Here is a 16,075-nt window from a genome sequence, read left to right on the forward strand (position 1 = left end):
TGCAAATACATACAATCGTTCTTTTAAATAGTTCGGAAGAAATTTAAAGCTTCCAGAGAAAAAAATAATAAATAAAACGGTTGTTATACTACCTGATAATAACGTTAAATTCCTTGATACTAGAAATAGGATGGGGTAATGGTAAAGGGTGTTCATAGCTTTTTTAAGCTAAAATTAAAAATATATAAATTAACTTTAGTTGTGTTAAATATTTCTTTTTTAATGTTTTATGTCATAAAAAAGAAAGCCCTCATTGGACTATGAGGGCTTTTCGTGGGGTAAAATAAAACTAAAAGTGCGGTAAACTAAACCTACTACAAAGATAGGTGGTTCTATTGTTTTTTTGCGAAATCACGCACTGTGTCTTTTATCAGGTTTGAAAAAAAAAGAAGGAAATTACAATTAATTTTTTAGCGGAATTGCATAAAATGAAAAATCCCTTATTAAGACAATAAGGGATTTTTACGGGGGTATAATAAAACTAAAAGTGCGGTAAACTAAACCTTCTGCAAAGATAGGTTGTTCTATTGTTTTTTTGCGAAATCACACACTGTGTCTTTTATCAGGTTTGTGAAAAAATAGAAAAAATTAATTGAATTTTAGGAGAATTAGATAAAAATGAAAAATCCCTTATTAAGACAATAAGGGATTTTTACGGGGGTATAAAACTAAAAGTGCGGTAAACTAAACCTAATACAAATATACGTATTTTTACTTAGTTTTTAGCTAAGTATACAACCTGCGTTTTTACGCAGGTTATTTTTTTATTTTAACTTTTATAGATTTAGAAGATGGCGTGTGACTTAGGTTGGCTATAAGGTTTATTGGGACTAAAGGATTTGATTCTGGGTAGTAGGTGGCCACACATCCTTTAGGGATGTTGTAAGGTACTACAGAAAATCCATCTACTTTTCTAAGTATATTATCATAGTTGTTGTAGAGTGTTATTTTTTGTCCTTTTTTCAATCCATTTAACAGGATATCTTGTGGGTTCATAAAAACAACCATACGTCCGTTGTATATTCCTCTATACCTATCGTCTAAACCATAGATAGTTGTGTTAAATTGATCATGACTACGAGTAGTCATCATTACAAATTCGTCTTCTGCTACTTTAATTTCGTTTAATTTATTAACGGTAAAGTTTGCTTTTTTATTAGGGGTGGTAAAGTTTCCTGTTCTAGAACCATTAGGCAATTCAAAACCAATAGGTTGTTCTACACGTTTGTTGTAGTCCTCAAAACCAGCAATGGTTTTTTCAATTAAATCACGAATGTTATTGTAGTCTTGTGTTAAGAAATCCCAATCTAGTTTGTCTTGGTCTAAAGTAGCTTTTGCTATGTTGGCAACAATAACTGGTTCACTCTCTACAAATTCAGAGGGAGGTGTTAGCATCCCTTTACTAGTGTGTACTACTCCCATAGAGTTTTCTACCGTTACAAATTGTTCTTTTCCGTTCTTAACAAATTTATCGGTTCTACCCATAGAAGGTAAAATTAAAGCTGTCTTACCAGGGGTTAAGTGAGAACGATTTAATTTAGTTGAAATATGAAAAGTTAAGTTACAGTTTTGTAAGGCTTTTGTTGTGTATTCTGTGTCTGGAGCAGCAGATAAGAAATTACCGCCCATTCCCATAAATACTTTAGCTTCTCCTTTATACATAGCTTCAATGGCTTCTACAACAGAATACCCGTGTTCTTTTGGAGGCGTAAATCCAAAGTTCTCGCTAATTTTGTCTAACAATTCTTTAGAAGGCTTTTCAGCAATCCCCATGGTTCTATCTCCTTGTACGTTACTATGTCCACGTACAGGACAGGTTCCAGCACCATCCTTAGCTATACTTCCTTTCATTAGTAAAAGGTTCACTACTTCCTGAATGTTGTCTACACCATTTACGTGTTGTGTTAATCCCATTCCCCAACAAGTAATAATTCTATCTCTGTTGGCAATTAAATCAACTAAAGTGTCAATGTCTTCTTCTTTTAAACCTGTTTTAGCAATTAACTCATCTGTGTTATGAGTTAATATTTCTTCTTTAAAAGCTTGGAATCCTTCTGTTTTATTATTGATGAAGTCTGAATCTAAAATCTCAGGTTTACTTTCTGCTATTTGGAACAACTTAAACATTACTGCTTTTAATAAAGCTACATCCTCGTTAATTTTAACTTGTAAGTATAAGTCTGCAATGTCTACTCCTGTAAACGCTTTTATAGGATTTTGTGGATTTTTAAAGTTAATTAAACCTGCTTCTTTTAAAGGGTTTATGGCTACCACCTTTGCTCCATTCTTTTTGGCCTTTTCTAATGCTGCTAACATTCTAGGGTGATTGGTAGCAGGGTTTTGACCAAAAATTAAAATTAATTCTGATTTGTAGAAGTCGTTTAAAGTAACCGAACCTTTACCAATTCCTACTGTTTTAGACAAAGCCACTCCACTAGACTCATGACACATGTTTGAACAGTCTGGTAAGTTATTGGTCCCATACATTCTTACGAATAACTGATACAAAAAAGCGGCTTCATTACTCGTTCTTCCCGATGTGTAAAAAGCTGCTTGGTTTGGATTGTCTAAACTATTTAATTCTTTTCCAATTATTTTATTGGTTTCATCCCAAGAGATAGGGGAGTAGTGGGTGTCTCCTTCTCTTAATATCATAGGATGGGTTAATCTACCTTGTTGCCCCAACCAGTAATCGCTTTTGCTCTTTAATTCTTCTACAGAATATTTAGCAAAAAACTCAGGATTTGCATGCTGCTCCATGGCTTCTTCTGCAATGGCCTTTACTCCATTTTCACAAAATTCACCCAATTTAGATCTATGGTCTGGGTCTGGCCAAGCACATCCGGGACAGTCTACACCTTTCTTCTGATTTAATTTTTGTAAAACTTTAAATGAATTCTTAAAAGACATTCTACTTAAAATTTGCTGTAAAGAAATAAATACAGCTTTTACACCAGCAGCATAATTTGCTTGCTGTTTAATCTTTAAGTTATTATTGTTTTCCATTAGTTGTTTACCATATAGTTTTTGGGGCTATATGTTTTTTGTATAGTTGTTCTTGTAAAAGGTACAATTCTAAAATTATTTATTGATACTTGCTGATACCTTTTTGATAAGTTTTTGAACTATATTAATTATTGGTTTGTTTATTGGTGTTTTTAGGGTAATTTAGTTTGTTTTTAGCTTTCGTAAAGCTCTAAAGGTACATCGTCTGGATCTGCAAAAAAGGTGAATTTTTTACCAGAAGTAGGATCAATCCTTATGGGTTCTACCAACACTCCTTTGTGTTCTAAGTCTTTTACACTCTCTTCTATGTTGGTTACTTCAAAAGCCAAATGTCTTAGCCCAGCGGCTTCGGGTCTGGAAGGTCTTTTTGGTGGATTGGGAAAAGAAAACAATTCAATTATATATTCCCCATTTAAAGCTAAGTCCAATTTGTAAGAATCTCTTTCTTCTCTGTATATTTCTTGAAGGATGGTTAATTCCAAAACATCCGTATAAAACTTTTTAGATTTTTGATAGTCTTGGCAAATGATGGCAATATGATGTGTTTTTTTTAGACCCAGCATTGTTTGTTTTCTTTGTAGTTGTGTTTCCCGAAAATAAAAAATCTCCTTGAAAAACATCAAGGAGATTTTTAGAATTTAAAGAACTAGGTTCTTAAATATTTGGTTGGGGAGTTGTTCTTAAATAAGGTTTAATTTCTTTATGACCTTTAGGGAACAATTCTGGAATATCTTCCGTTTTAATAGCAGGCACAACTACAACATCGTCTCCATGTTGCCAGTTGGCTGGAGTGGCTACTTTATGGTAAGCAGTTAACTGTAAAGAATCAACCACTCTTAACAATTCATCAAAGTTTCTACCTGTAGAAGCAGGGTATGTAATCATTAACTTGATGGTCTTATCTGGTGCAATTACAAATACAGAACGAACCGTTAAAGTACTGTCTGCATTTGGGTGAATCATATCGTATAAATCAGATACATTTCTGTCTTCGTCAGCAATAATAGGGAAGTTAACAGTTGTGTTTTGAGTTTCGTTGATGTCTTTAATCCATCCGTGGTGAGATGTTACACCATCTACACTTAAGGCAGCAACCTTTACATTTCTTTTGCTAAACTCATCCGAATATTTAGCAGCAGTTCCTAGTTCGGTAGTACAAACAGGAGTATAATCTGCAGGGTGCGAGAATAAAATTCCCCAACTGTCTCCTAACCATTCATGAAAGTTGATTTCTCCTTGGGATGTTTGTGCTGTAAAGTCTGGTGCTGTATCACCTAATCTTAAGGTACTCATAGTTTTTTATTTAATTTGTTAAATATTTGTTTGTTACTAAAAATACAATTCTAATCGCTAGAATGGTATTTAATTTTTATTGATTTCTAAAAAACAATTGGTCGTCAATGGCATCTAAAATTACATGGCTCTTATTGCTAATTTTTCCTGCTAGAATTTCTTTAGAAAGTAAGTTTAACACTTCTTTTTGTATCACACGTTTTACAGGTCTTGCTCCAAATTCAGGATCAAATCCTTTTTGTGCAAGGGCTGTTTTAGCATGTTCTGTAGCTTCTAGTGTAATTTCTTTGTTGTTTAATAAATTCGTTAATCCTTTTAGATGTAATGATACAATCTGACCAATTTCTTTTAAGTTTAACGGAGTAAACATTACAATCTCGTCAATTCTATTCACAAATTCTGGGCGTACAATTTGTTTTAAGTTTTGTAATACATCTCCTTTGGCTTGTTCAGCTACTTGTTCTCGGTTGTTCTCATTTGCTTTTTCAAAACGTTCCTGAATTATTTCTGCTCCCATATTAGAAGTCATAATAATAATGGTGTTTTTAAAATCTGCCAAACGACCTTTGTTGTCTGTTAACCTACCTTCATCTAATACTTGTAATAAGATGTTGAATGTATCTGGGTGTGCTTTTTCAATCTCGTCTAATAAGACCACAGAATAAGGTTTACGTCTTACAGCTTCTGTTAACTGACCACCTTCATCGTACCCAACATATCCTGGAGGTGCACCTACCAATCTGCTTACCGAATGACGTTCTTGGTATTCGCTCATGTCTATTCGAGTCAATGCATTTTCATCATCAAATAAATATTCTGCCAAGGCTTTTGCAAGTTCTGTTTTACCAACTCCTGTTGTACCTAAGAATAAAAAACTACCCAATGGTTTTCTAACATCTTGCAATCCAGCTCTAGATCTTCTTACGGCATCGGAAACTGCTTCTATGGCTTCTTCTTGACCAACCACTCTTAAGTGCAACTCCTCTTCTAAACGCAGTAGTTTTTCACGTTCGCTTTGTAGCATTTTTTGCACTGGTACTCCTGTCCATTTAGCCACTACTTCTGCAATATCATCTTCGGTAACTTCTTCTTTTACCAAAGAGTTTTCTTGGTTTTTAGCCAGCTCTTTTTGCGCAGCATCCAAACGTTCTTGCGCTTCTTTAATTTTTCCATAACGTAATTCTGCTACCAAACCATAGTTTCCATCTCTTTCTGCCTGTTCCGCTTCCTGTTTGTACTGATCTATTTCATCTTTAATAGCCTGTACTTGATCCACTACATCTTTTTCAGATTTCCACTGTGTATAAATGCTGTCTCTTTGATCTTTTATATTGGCCAACTCTTTACGTAAAAGACTTAATTTCTTTTCGTCCTTTTCTCTTTTGATGGCTTCTATTTCAATCTCTAATTGCATAATCTTTCTATCCAAAACATCTAACTCTTCTGGTTTTGAGTTGATTTCCATACGCATTTTAGCAGCAGCCTCATCCATTAAATCGATGGCTTTGTCTGGTAAAAAACGAGAGGTAATATAACGCTGACTCAATTCAACTGCTGCAATAATAGCTGCATCTTTTATCTGAATTTTATGATGAGCTTCGTATTTTTCCTTGATCCCTCTTAAGATAGAAATGGCACTTTCTGTATCTGGCTCATCTACCACTACTTTTTGGAAACGTCTTTCTAAGGCTTTGTCTTTTTCAAAGTATTTTTGATACTCATCTAACGTTGTAGCACCAATCGCTCTTAGTTCTCCTCTTGCCAAAGCTGGTTTTAAAATATTTGCTGCATCCATGGCTCCTTCACCACCACCAGCACCAACTAGGGTATGAATCTCATCAATAAACAAAACAATATCTCCTTCTGCAGAAGTTACTTCTTTAACTACAGATTTTAAACGTTCTTCAAACTCTCCTTTGTATTTAGCTCCAGCAATTAAAGCTCCCATGTCTAAAGAGAAAACTTGTTTGTCTTTTAGATTTTCGGGAACATCTCCTTTTATAATACGGTGTGCCAACCCTTCTGCAATAGCTGTTTTACCAACTCCGGGTTCACCAATTAGCATAGGGTTGTTTTTGGTTCTACGTGATAAGATTTGTAAAATTCTACGAATCTCTTCGTCACGACCAATTACAGGGTCTAATTTACCCGTGCTAGCCAATTTGTTTAAATCCTTGGCATATTTATTTAATGAATTATAGGTGTCTTCTGCACTTTGGGAAGTTACATTTTGCCCTTTACGAATTTCCTCAATAGCGGCTTTTAATCCTTTTTCTGTTACCCCTTGGTCCTTTAATAATTGACTAGTGGTATCCTTACTTTTTAAAATAGCGATTAGCAAGTGCTCTATAGACACATATTCATCGTCCATTTTTTTAGCAATGTTACTAGCTTCTGTTAGTGTTTTTGCAGCCGTTTGTGAAAGACTAATTTGTCCACCAGAAACTTTAGGAAAACTTTGTAAGGTTTTATCTAAAATTTGTGGAAGTAAGTCTACATTAACTTGTAGTTTCTTTAATATAAAAGGAGTAACGTTTTCATCAACCTCTAAAATGGCTTTTAGTAAGTGCGTGTTTTCTATTTGTTGATGCCCAAACCCTTGAGCAATCTGTTGAGATTGCTGAACAACCTCCTGTGATTTTATAGTATAATTGTTAAAATTCATGTTCTTAGGTTTTGTTATTAATACTTCTTTAAATAGCTATTCGTGTTTAGTAGTTATCAATTCTTATTCCCATTCTAAATAGCTGAAAAAATGTCTGAATAAAAGACAAAATGTCTTGTGTTTACTATGGTTGTCTGACCTTTTTTCTGATTGTTGTAAGTCTTTGCTTCTGTTTCGACTGATAGGTTGTTATATTTGCAATTATTAAAACAACGATAAACAATATGGGACTTTTCAATAAAATTTTAGGAGGTAATAAAACAGAAGAAAAACAAGAAGCAAAAGAATCTAAATGGAATGCTTTAGTAAGCGTTGGTCAGTTAGACGAAATTGTTGAAACCTCTAAAGCTAAAAAAGCAGTAATCTTTAAACACAGTACTCGTTGTAGTATTAGTTCTAGTGTTTTAAATAAGTTTGAGAAACAAATAGGAGAGGAGTATCAATTGTATTATTTAGATTTAATTGCATACAGAGAGGTGTCGAATGCAATTGCAGAAAAGTTTGGAGTGGTACATCAATCTCCGCAAGCTTTAATCCTTGAAGATGGAAAAGTAACACAACACGATTCTCATTATGGGATTTTAGAGTTGAATTTTTAAGGTGTAGGTTTGTTAAAAAGGTATTTAAACTCTGGAGGAATGTAGTTCTCCAGAGTTTTTTATTTTATTGTTTATACTTAAGTTGTGTTTCTTTAACAATACTATCATCATTATTAGAAGTTGCTCTAATAAAAATAAGATCTCCTTCTTCTAAACTTCCAATATCTGCAATAAAAGTAATAGAAATTTTTCCGTTAGCATCAGATTTAGCGTCGGATTCTCCTGTAAATCTACCAACTTCTACTTCTGTTTTGTCTACATCTAATTTAAAGGCTTTCCATTTTAAAAACTCACCACTACTAACTTTAGCGTTCGGATTGTTTTTTCTTAGGTAGGTGTTAATTTTAGTAGTTAAATTGTTACTATCGTTTAGTAATATTGCTTCTGGTTCAAGAATAATTTGTTCTGCAAAAGATGTTTTAGGACTAATCGTTTTTAAAATAGGAAAAGTCTGATTACCATTAGTAACTTCTGCAGAAATTAAATAGTTTTTTTGTTCATTAGGAATTGTAAAACGAACAATTGCTTGTTGGTCGGTAAATCTATAAGTCTTATCTGTAGAATTAAGAAAAGTAATATTAGCATCACTATTGGCAAAAGAAACAGAATTAAAAATACTAGTTTCAGATACTATTTTAGCATTTAAAATGGTAAAGTCATCTGAAATTGCAATTGTATTTATGTCTATAGGTACTTCGTTGTCATCTACAAATTCAAAATTGAATAAGGGCGAAATTACAGTAGTTTCAATTTGGTCGTTAATTTCATAATTGTTTATACTGGCTTTTAAAATAATGGTTTTAGCATCTAAAGGCAGTTTTAATGTAGCTTCTGCAATACCTGTATTGTCTGCTTTAACTACTACTGTGGTTGGTTGGTTAGCAACAGTAGTTGGCGTATTAAAAGTGTTTATAAATGTTCCGTCTGATGCTGAAAAAGTGATGTTTCCATCATTTAAATTAAGAGTTGGGTTTATGTTGGCTTTTAAAGTTACAACAGTGGTTCCGTCAACTACAATAGCGTTGTTTATAGGGCCTAAAATTTCAAGAGAAACAATATCAGAAATTTCAATAGGTTTTAATGCTATTTTTTGTTCGGCTTTAAAGTCGTTGATACTAGCTTTAACAAACAATAAATCGTCCTTTGTGCTTACTAAAGGAAGCTGTAGAAAAGCTTCTGCAATTGTGTCTGATGCACCTATATTTACAGCAATACTTAGTTTGTTGGTTTCTGTAGAGGGGAGGTTTAAAAAAGATCCTAAGTTAGAGGTAAAGGTTACTTCATTATGAGTATCGTCTTTTTTTCCCTTAATGATTGCTTTTAATTTAAGATTGCTAATACCATCACTGTAAATTGAGGCATCTTCTTTAATTTCTTCACCAGAAGAATCGTAAACCGTTAATTCGATTATCTCGGATTCGGATAATGAGTCGTCTATAGAATCACAACTAAAAACGATAAACATTAGAAGTAGGAAATAAATATTTTTCATAATCTTAATTGTCTAGTGTTTCATAATAAACAATACTACTTTCCGTAAGTTCAAAATCGCTGTCAATTTCAAGTGCTTGTACATATAAATTAACATGACATTCTAAGTTAGATGCTTTAAGATTAGGTATGTTAATTATGGTATGGTTGCTATTTATGTTTTGAATAACGGAACTCCCAAAACCTTCAAAATTATAGATTTTTATATCGCCTCTGTCACAGGGACATCCTGTGAAGAATTTTAGCCTATATGAATTTAAATTAGGGAACAAATCATTATCTGGATCTGGAAGCAATAAAACTTCTAATTGAATAGCTTCTGAATTCTGGAGGTAGCTTCCGTCCGGAAGCTGACGAAAATTAATTTTTGGAGGATTTCCAACAGTTTCGGTATAGTTTCTTTTGGCAAGAGTTAGTGTGTACATAGCAATCAAGTTTTGTCTTTTGAGAATTTAGGTAGAAGATCTTTTAATTTAACATTTATAGTAATAGAAAACATTGGTTCAATATTTAGTTTTTTAGATGAAACCAAAGGGTTTTTATCTTTTTGCATAAAAAATATTCCGTCTATATTGAACCTGAGAATTCTAGGAACTCTATATCCAAAACCTAAAATAGGGCTAGTTACTCCCATTAAGTGATTAAATTTTTCTGGAGTATCCGAAAGGCTTTGAACAATACCTAAATTTAAAGAGAATCTGTTCAGAAAGTATTTTTTAAACCCACTACCAACTGCTTGAGAATCAGGTGCGGCTCTATTTGTAGGAGTGAAATATATGTTCGTGGTCTGAGAAAGGAAGATAGTTTTAGAATTAAATCCATAGCCTAATCCAATATCTGCAGATAGATAGGCATTGTTATCTGTAGCAAAAATATTAGGGTTGCTTTGGTTGTTATAGGTGTAAACCTTGTAAGTATCTTTAATTTTATAGTTTAGGTTAATTTTGTCTGTTTCTACAGTAGCTGTGCTGTTTAGGTAATTTGTGATTTCTTTATTAAGATAATATTTATATTCATCTATGCCCTTGATTGTACTCTTAGAAATTTTTTCATTTTTGATAGCTGCCTTATAGCTATTCTTTAGTTTTTTGGTGTCTGATTGATTTTTACTAATTAAAATCTGTTTAATTCGATTTATAGAGTTGGAAATAATAACATCATTACTTTTAATTGGGATGTCTTTATGGTCTTTAAAAGTTTGGATTAGAGGAATAAGTTTTTTTTTGTTTGCTGTTAAAGTCTTTAAATCTGTTGAGTAATCGTTGATTGTTTTATAAAAAGGAAGATCTTTAATTTTTGTGTTAGGAATATCAGTAATGGGCTCTCCATCGGCATCTAACAAAAAGAATTCCTCACCGAGTATCTGTTTAATTGTGTCTTTTAAAGACACTTCTTTATTTATGTTGGAGTCTTTAACATAGGCATCTATGGCATTAGCGACTTTTTTTTGTAGTTTTTTTGTTTGATTTGTACTCTTCTTATTTTGGGTAATGCTTACAAACTCAAAAATATAGCTTTCGTAGGCTTTCAAAGGTTTAATTTGGAATGTTGATATGTGATTTTTATCATCATCCCCTTTTAAAGTTATTATGTCAAGGCTTTCATTTTTAAACCAACTTTTAGATTGATATGTTAGAAGCTTTTTAATATCTTTTCTGACAACATTTAATCGTTCCTTTTGATTACAAGATTTAATTTCAGCAATTTCCTTTTTAAATTGCTTGCATAGATCTTTGATTTTTTTGTAATCTTTTATGGGGGCTTTTAATTCTGTTAAGAGTCCTTCTCTTATTGAATCTATTTTTTGGTTAATTGTGTCCTGGTTTAGTTGTTCAAGATTTTTAATAATATTGTCAGTAATCTTGTATTTGCTAGGGTAGTATTGGAGTTTTTTGACTCTTAGATTACTATCTATAGGCGTAAAGCTTTTAATTTTGATATACTGATTAAAAGGAAGAATATGTTTAAATCCATCTTTAAAGGAAAAATCATATTCAGTGATTGGAGTTTGCCCAAAAGAGTAAAATATTCCAATAAGTAGGAATAGTATTGTAGTAGTCTTTTTCATAGTTAGCATTTAGAAGATAATTAAATGTACAAAAAACAAAAAGATAAAAACTGATAAAATACAGTAAATAAGGTTTTTAGATGTTTATTTGGCTCTTTCTAGGTTTACTTTAAATATTAGAGCTAAGCCTTGCTGGTGTCTTTCGTTTACAATTTTTGGGATGTAGTTGGTATTGTTGGTGCTTACATGGTAGCTAACCTGAAAGAAATAGTTACCATCGTATTTGTTTAGTTTTCCTTTTAATGTCATTAGCTGGGTAATTCCGTTGATGTTTACCGAACCATTTAAGTTTAAATCGGGTGCAAATGATTTTAGTAAGTGAGTGTTTAAAAAAGAAAATGTAGGAATGCTAAAATGGTCTATGTTGGGGATAGGGAGTATTTCGTTAAAAGATGTTAGGTTAAGCTTGTAACGATAGCCCTTTATAAGGGTAGAAGAAGTAATAGAATTTTCAATTTGTTTTAAGTCCGTAATATTTTTTCGGGTACTTATTTTTTCAGGCAGAAAAAAATTACCTGCTTTAGGAGTTTCATAGTTGATAAGTATACATCCTTCTGTGTTTTCTTGGCTAAACAAGAAAATAGGGAGAAAAAAGAGAAGGATGCATACTTTGATCATTTTTTAGTTTTCTAATTTACCGTCGGTAACCCATTGTTGAAATAAAGCTAGCTCAGTAGGAGATAATTTAGGTCCTCCTTGAGGCATCAATTCGTTGTCTCCAGTAGCATTTCTGTTAATTCTGTTGATTATATTATCTATACGGTTGCTCGCGGTTGTATAGACATTATATAATCTGTTAGGGCCAGATGTATGACAGCTACCACATTTATTCTCAATTAAAGGTTTGATATCTTTGGTAAAGGTAACTTTTCCTGGTGTTGCAGGTGCTGTTCCTTTACCAGAAAGTGTAATTTCGACTAAGGTTTCATTATTAGCTTTAACAAGTAAGTTGTCTGTATAATTAATTGCTTCTGTGGGTTTAAAAGTAACTGTAATTTCCTTAGAGTTTCCTGCTGTAATGTCAAAAGAAAGAGAACTTGTTTCAAATTGAAATTTGGTAGTACTTAAGGTAATGTCTTTTACGTCTTGATTTCCATCATTTTCTATGGTTACCTTCAATTCAGAGGTTGTAAGAATTTCAGTGTCAGGGAAGTTTAATGTAGTTTTAGATCCCGATAAAGAAGTAATTGGATCAGGAGTGTCCATGTCATCACTAGAACTCTCAGATCCGCAAGAAAATAATAAGGCAATTGCTGCCATAGATGTTAAAAAGATCGATGCTTTTTTCATAATAATATTAGTTGTTTTTTGTGTTAATGAATATAAGTTATTTTTTACTTAAAGTCAAAATACTGATGATTGGGCCTAAGGCTAGCAGTAAGAATATCAGTGGTGTATCTATGTTTAAGGTTAGCGAGTTAAATAGGTAGATACTAAGAATCGTAATTCCAAAGCCGATACTGGTGGAAAGTGTTAAAGCGGTTCCGTTGTAGTTTGGGATACTATTTTTGTTGATTAAGGTAGATAGTAAGGGAGAGTCTGCTACTACAGAGAATCCCCATACAATTAGAAAGAACAAGAACAAACCTGGGGAAAAATAAAAACTAATAGGGCTTATAATACAACAGGTAAAAGAAGTGTATAAGGCCCATTTAGAAACAGTAAGACTTCCTTTTTTTAAGGCGATTTTTCCCGCTATTATACATCCTATAGCTCCAGAACTTATGGTTATAAAAGACCAAAGAGACGTGTTTAAGTCTATTTCTTTTTGGTGCACGTAGCTACTAATTAATAAGGGAACAAAAGCCCAAAAAGTATACAGTTCCCACATATGGCCAAAATAACCAATGCTAGCTTGGGTAAATTTTTTGTTTTTAAAAAGTTGGGGAATGATGGTAAAATCAATCTTTTGAATTTTTTCTTTCGCAGGAGTTGTTAGAAATAACATTAAAACACCTCCTATAAACGCAAGACTAGAGCTTGTTAAAATAACAGTTGTCCAAGGAAGGTTTATGTGGAAGCTTGCTACAAAATGGGGGAATGCAGTTCCTAACACCAACGCACCTACCAGAACCCCCAAGGCTTTACTTACTGTGTTTGGGAAAAAGTATGCCGCAATTTTCATCCCTACAGGATAGACTCCGGCAAGAAAAACACCCGTTAAAAATCGAAATATAAAAATAGTTTCAAAATTTAAATGAGGAATTGTGATGGCGGCATTAGAAAAAGCAGCTAAAAAAATACTTAAACTAAAAATTAAATTGGCTTTAAAACGATCTGCAAGATTAAAAATAGCATAACACAAACTTCCTATAATAAAACCTATTTGAGTAGCTATAGTTAGGTTAGCCAGTAAGTTAGGGCTGTTTAAATGATGAGCTAATGCAATTTCTTTTAAGACTGCATTGCTGCTAAACCATAGAGAGGTACCAAAAAATTGGCTTAGAACAATTAAGGTTAGTACTATTGTTTTATTCATAGAATACATAGTTATTAAAAGAAAGTCGGATTTCTGTGGATATCTTTCTTAAAAACAAGAAAAAGTTTCTATTATATTTGTTTTCCTGAGCTTTTACCAGAGGTGCTGCTCTTCTTTAATTATTTAAATCTTTTAATCGTTCCATTTTAATGAAAGTTTGTATTGCCGAAAAACCGAGTGTTGCCAAGGAAATTGCTGCTGTTTTAGGTGCCAATGTTCGTTGTGATGGTTATTACGAAGGGAATGGTTATCAGGTAACCTGGACTTTTGGTCATTTGTGTGGTTTGTTTGCTCCGCACGAGTACAAGCCGCATTGGAAAAGTTGGAATTTAGATACGTTGCCAATGCTTCCAGAACGATTTGAAGTAAAAGTGATGGAAGATAAAGGAGTGCAAAAGCAATTTAATACCATCAAATTTTTGTTTAACAAAGCCGATGTGGTCATAAATTGTGGCGATGCTGGACAAGAGGGAGAATTAATTCAGCGTTGGGTTATTAACCAATCTGGTTATACGGGTAAGGTAGAGCGTTTGTGGATTTCTTCTTTAACAACAGAAGCAATTAAAGAGGGATTCGAAAAATTAATTCCGGCAGAAAAATACGACAACTTGTATTATGCAGGAAGTTCTAGAGCAATTGGAGATTGGCTGTTAGGAATGAATGCAACACGTTTGTATACCTTAAAATACGGAAGAGACAAACAAGTGCTTTCTGTAGGACGTGTGCAGACTCCAACTTTGGCAATGGTGGTTCGTCGTTTTTTAGAGATTCAGAATTTTAAACCTCAGCCTTATTGGGAAATTCAGACACTTTATAGAGATACTGTTTTTAACAACGAACAGGGTCGTTATTTAAAGAAAGAAGATGGAGAGCAAACCATGCAATTAATTAAGGATAAACCTTTAGAAATTGTATCGGTTCAGAAAAAGAAAGGAAAAGAATACGCACCAAAACTGTTCGATTTAACAGGACTCCAAGTGTATTGTAATAATAAGTTTGGTTTTACTGCAGACGAAACCCTAAAGCTTACACAAGGGTTATACGAGCAAAAAGTGGTTACTTATCCAAGGGTCGATACTACTTTTTTACCCAATGATATTTATCCAAAAGTAAGAGGGATTTTATCTAACTTAAAAAAATATGCTTCTTTAACGGCTCCAGTTTTAGCTGAGTCTAAAATTAAAAAATCCAACAAGGTTTTTAACGATAAGAAGGTAACAGATCACCACGCTATTATTCCAACGGGGGTAGAAACTCCATTGCATGCCAATGCTCAAAAAGTATACGATATTATTACTCGTAGATTTATTGCTGTTTTTTATCCAGACAGTGATGTGTCTAATACCACTGTTTTGGCAGAGGTAGAAAAAGTAGGATTTAAAACTACGGGAAAAGAAATATTATCAGAAGGGTGGAGAGTTGTTTTTAAAACTCCTGAACAAAATCAGGCAGCAGCAAAAAAGAACGATGATGAAAAAGTAATGCCAACTTTTGAGAAAGGGGAGTCTGGATTGCACGAACCTTCTTTTCTGGAGAAAGAGACCAAACCTCCAAAGCAGTATACAGAGGCAACTTTGCTAAGAGCAATGGAAACAGCAGGAAAGCAGGTGGAAGATGAAGAGTTGCGAGATTTAATGAAGGAAAATGGAATAGGAAGACCTTCTACTAGAGCAAGTATTATAGAAACTTTGTTTAAACGTAATTATATAGAACGTAATAAGAAACAAATTTTACCAACGTCTACCGGAATTCAGTTAATTACAACTATTCAGAACAAGCTTCTAAAATCTGCTAGGTTAACAGGAGAGTGGGAAAAGCAGTTAAAAGATATTGAAAAAGGGGAGTATCATGCCGGAACTTTTATTAGAAATATGAAGAAGATGGTAGATGATCTGGTGGTAGAAGTGCGACTCTCTAATTACAAACCTATAAAAGTAGATGTGGTAACTAAGACAGTTACAGCATCTAAAAAGAAAGAAACCAAAGGAGTGGTGGGAAGTACTTGTCCTAAGTGTAAAGAAGGACATTTGTTAAAAGGTAGCAAAGCCTATGGTTGTAATAAATACAGCCAAGGATGTGATTTTTTAATGTCTTTTGATTTTATGGGAAAGAAAATTTCTGAAAATCAATTTGTAAGATTGTTAGCCAAAGGAAGTACCGTAAGTTTAAAAGGTTTTAAAACCGATACTGGAAAAGTAGATGGAGCGGTGGTGTTTAACGATGCTTTTCAATTGGACTTAAAAGTTAAGGAAGGAACTCCAAAAGCGAAAGAAGTGGAAGCAACTGTTCCCAATGTTTTAACTTGTCCTAAATGTAACAAAGGAACAATTCTTAAAGGGTCAACAGCTTATGGTTGTTCAGAGTTTAAATCGGGTTGCGATTTTAAAATGGACTTTGCTACCATCAAACAAAAAGCAGCAAACCAACCCTTAACAAAAGAGTTGGTTTGGAAAATATTGTCTTCTTAAAAGTAA

The 16,075-nt window shown here is 33.2% G+C and carries 12 protein-coding genes; 2 read left to right on the forward strand and 10 right to left on the reverse strand.

The features are described 5' to 3' along the window. Window positions 1-756: 756 nt before the first annotated feature. From ACXHHC_RS15200 to clpB, 4 genes are all read right to left on the reverse strand, one after another. Window positions 757-3,006, reverse strand: coding sequence for an FdhF/YdeP family oxidoreductase (locus ACXHHC_RS15200; RefSeq protein WP_458227218.1), 2,250 nt, complete (start codon window positions 3,004-3,006; stop codon window positions 757-759). Between the two features lie 173 nt (window positions 3,007-3,179). Further along, complete coding sequence (locus ACXHHC_RS15205; protein ID WP_458227219.1) at window positions 3,180-3,569, reverse strand: VOC family protein; 390 nt, start codon at window positions 3,567-3,569, stop codon at window positions 3,180-3,182. Between the two features lie 91 nt (window positions 3,570-3,660). Then, window positions 3,661-4,299 (reverse strand): peroxiredoxin, encoded by a 639-nt coding sequence (locus ACXHHC_RS15210; RefSeq protein WP_458227220.1) that lies wholly within the window; start codon window positions 4,297-4,299, stop codon window positions 3,661-3,663. A 76-nt stretch (window positions 4,300-4,375) separates the two neighbouring features. Next, window positions 4,376-6,964 carry an ATP-dependent chaperone ClpB gene (clpB, locus tag ACXHHC_RS15215; protein ID WP_458227221.1) on the reverse strand — a complete coding sequence of 863 codons (2,589 nt, stop codon included), beginning with the start codon at window positions 6,962-6,964 and terminating at the stop codon, window positions 4,376-4,378. A 224-nt stretch (window positions 6,965-7,188) separates the two neighbouring features. On the opposite strand from clpB, the gene ytxJ reads away from it, so the two are divergent. Then, window positions 7,189-7,563, forward strand: a complete 375-nt coding sequence (gene ytxJ / locus ACXHHC_RS15220) for a bacillithiol system redox-active protein YtxJ (protein WP_458227222.1) — start codon at window positions 7,189-7,191, stop codon at window positions 7,561-7,563. 64 nt (window positions 7,564-7,627) lie between these two features. Here the strand turns inward: ytxJ and ACXHHC_RS15225 are convergent, their stop codons facing one another. The 6 genes from ACXHHC_RS15225 to ACXHHC_RS15250 all read right to left on the reverse strand — a co-directional run bounded on the left by ACXHHC_RS15225 (window position 7,628) and on the right by ACXHHC_RS15250 (window position 13,601). Further along, on the reverse strand, window positions 7,628-9,055 hold the full coding sequence (locus ACXHHC_RS15225) for a hypothetical protein (RefSeq protein ID WP_458227223.1): 1,428 nt from the start codon (window positions 9,053-9,055) through the stop codon (window positions 7,628-7,630). Between the two features lie 4 nt (window positions 9,056-9,059). Continuing rightward, window positions 9,060-9,479: a hypothetical protein gene (locus ACXHHC_RS15230; RefSeq protein ID WP_458227224.1), complete on the reverse strand. Its 420-nt coding sequence runs from the start codon at window positions 9,477-9,479 to the stop codon at window positions 9,060-9,062. Window positions 9,480-9,484: 5 nt separating this feature from the next. Beyond that, complete coding sequence (locus ACXHHC_RS15235; RefSeq protein ID WP_458227225.1) at window positions 9,485-11,122, reverse strand: hypothetical protein; 1,638 nt, start codon at window positions 11,120-11,122, stop codon at window positions 9,485-9,487. A gap of 84 nt (window positions 11,123-11,206) precedes the next feature. After that, a complete protein-coding gene (locus ACXHHC_RS15240) occupies window positions 11,207-11,740 on the reverse strand; it encodes a hypothetical protein (RefSeq protein WP_458227226.1) in 534 nt (177 codons plus the stop codon). 3 nt (window positions 11,741-11,743) lie between these two features. Next, window positions 11,744-12,412, reverse strand: a complete 669-nt coding sequence (locus tag ACXHHC_RS15245; RefSeq protein WP_458227227.1) for an Ig-like domain-containing protein — start codon at window positions 12,410-12,412, stop codon at window positions 11,744-11,746. Window positions 12,413-12,449: 37 nt separating this feature from the next. Then, on the reverse strand, window positions 12,450-13,601 hold the full coding sequence (locus ACXHHC_RS15250; protein ID WP_458227228.1) for an MFS transporter: 1,152 nt from the start codon (window positions 13,599-13,601) through the stop codon (window positions 12,450-12,452). 149 nt (window positions 13,602-13,750) lie between these two features. Here ACXHHC_RS15250 and ACXHHC_RS15255 point away from each other — a divergent pair, with 149 nt between their 5' ends. Continuing rightward, window positions 13,751-16,069, forward strand: a complete 2,319-nt coding sequence (locus tag ACXHHC_RS15255; RefSeq protein ID WP_458227229.1) for a DNA topoisomerase 3 — start codon at window positions 13,751-13,753, stop codon at window positions 16,067-16,069. Window positions 16,070-16,075 lie beyond the last annotated feature (6 nt).

The sequence above is a fragment of the Wenyingzhuangia sp. IMCC45574 genome, assembly GCF_054182685.1.

Excerpts from the sequence above, each read along its gene's own strand:
- ACXHHC_RS15200 (WP_458227218.1), bottom strand. The coding sequence starts at position 3,006 with ATGGAAAACAATAATAACTTAAAGATTAAACAGCAAGCAAATTATGCT.
- ACXHHC_RS15205 (WP_458227219.1), bottom strand. The coding sequence starts at position 3,569 with ATGCTGGGTCTAAAAAAAACACATCATATTGCCATCATTTGCCAAGAC.
- ACXHHC_RS15210 (WP_458227220.1), bottom strand. The coding sequence starts at position 4,299 with ATGAGTACCTTAAGATTAGGTGATACAGCACCAGACTTTACAGCACAA.
- clpB (WP_458227221.1), bottom strand. The coding sequence starts at position 6,964 with ATGAATTTTAACAATTATACTATAAAATCACAGGAGGTTGTTCAGCAA.
- ytxJ (WP_458227222.1), top strand. The coding sequence starts at position 7,189 with ATGGGACTTTTCAATAAAATTTTAGGAGGTAATAAAACAGAAGAAAAA.
- ACXHHC_RS15225 (WP_458227223.1), bottom strand. The coding sequence starts at position 9,055 with ATGAAAAATATTTATTTCCTACTTCTAATGTTTATCGTTTTTAGTTGT.
- ACXHHC_RS15230 (WP_458227224.1), bottom strand. The coding sequence starts at position 9,479 with ATGTACACACTAACTCTTGCCAAAAGAAACTATACCGAAACTGTTGGA.
- ACXHHC_RS15235 (WP_458227225.1), bottom strand. The coding sequence starts at position 11,122 with ATGAAAAAGACTACTACAATACTATTCCTACTTATTGGAATATTTTAC.
- ACXHHC_RS15240 (WP_458227226.1), bottom strand. The coding sequence starts at position 11,740 with ATGATCAAAGTATGCATCCTTCTCTTTTTTCTCCCTATTTTCTTGTTT.
- ACXHHC_RS15245 (WP_458227227.1), bottom strand. The coding sequence starts at position 12,412 with ATGAAAAAAGCATCGATCTTTTTAACATCTATGGCAGCAATTGCCTTA.
- ACXHHC_RS15250 (WP_458227228.1), bottom strand. The coding sequence starts at position 13,601 with ATGAATAAAACAATAGTACTAACCTTAATTGTTCTAAGCCAATTTTTT.
- ACXHHC_RS15255 (WP_458227229.1), top strand. The coding sequence starts at position 13,751 with ATGAAAGTTTGTATTGCCGAAAAACCGAGTGTTGCCAAGGAAATTGCT.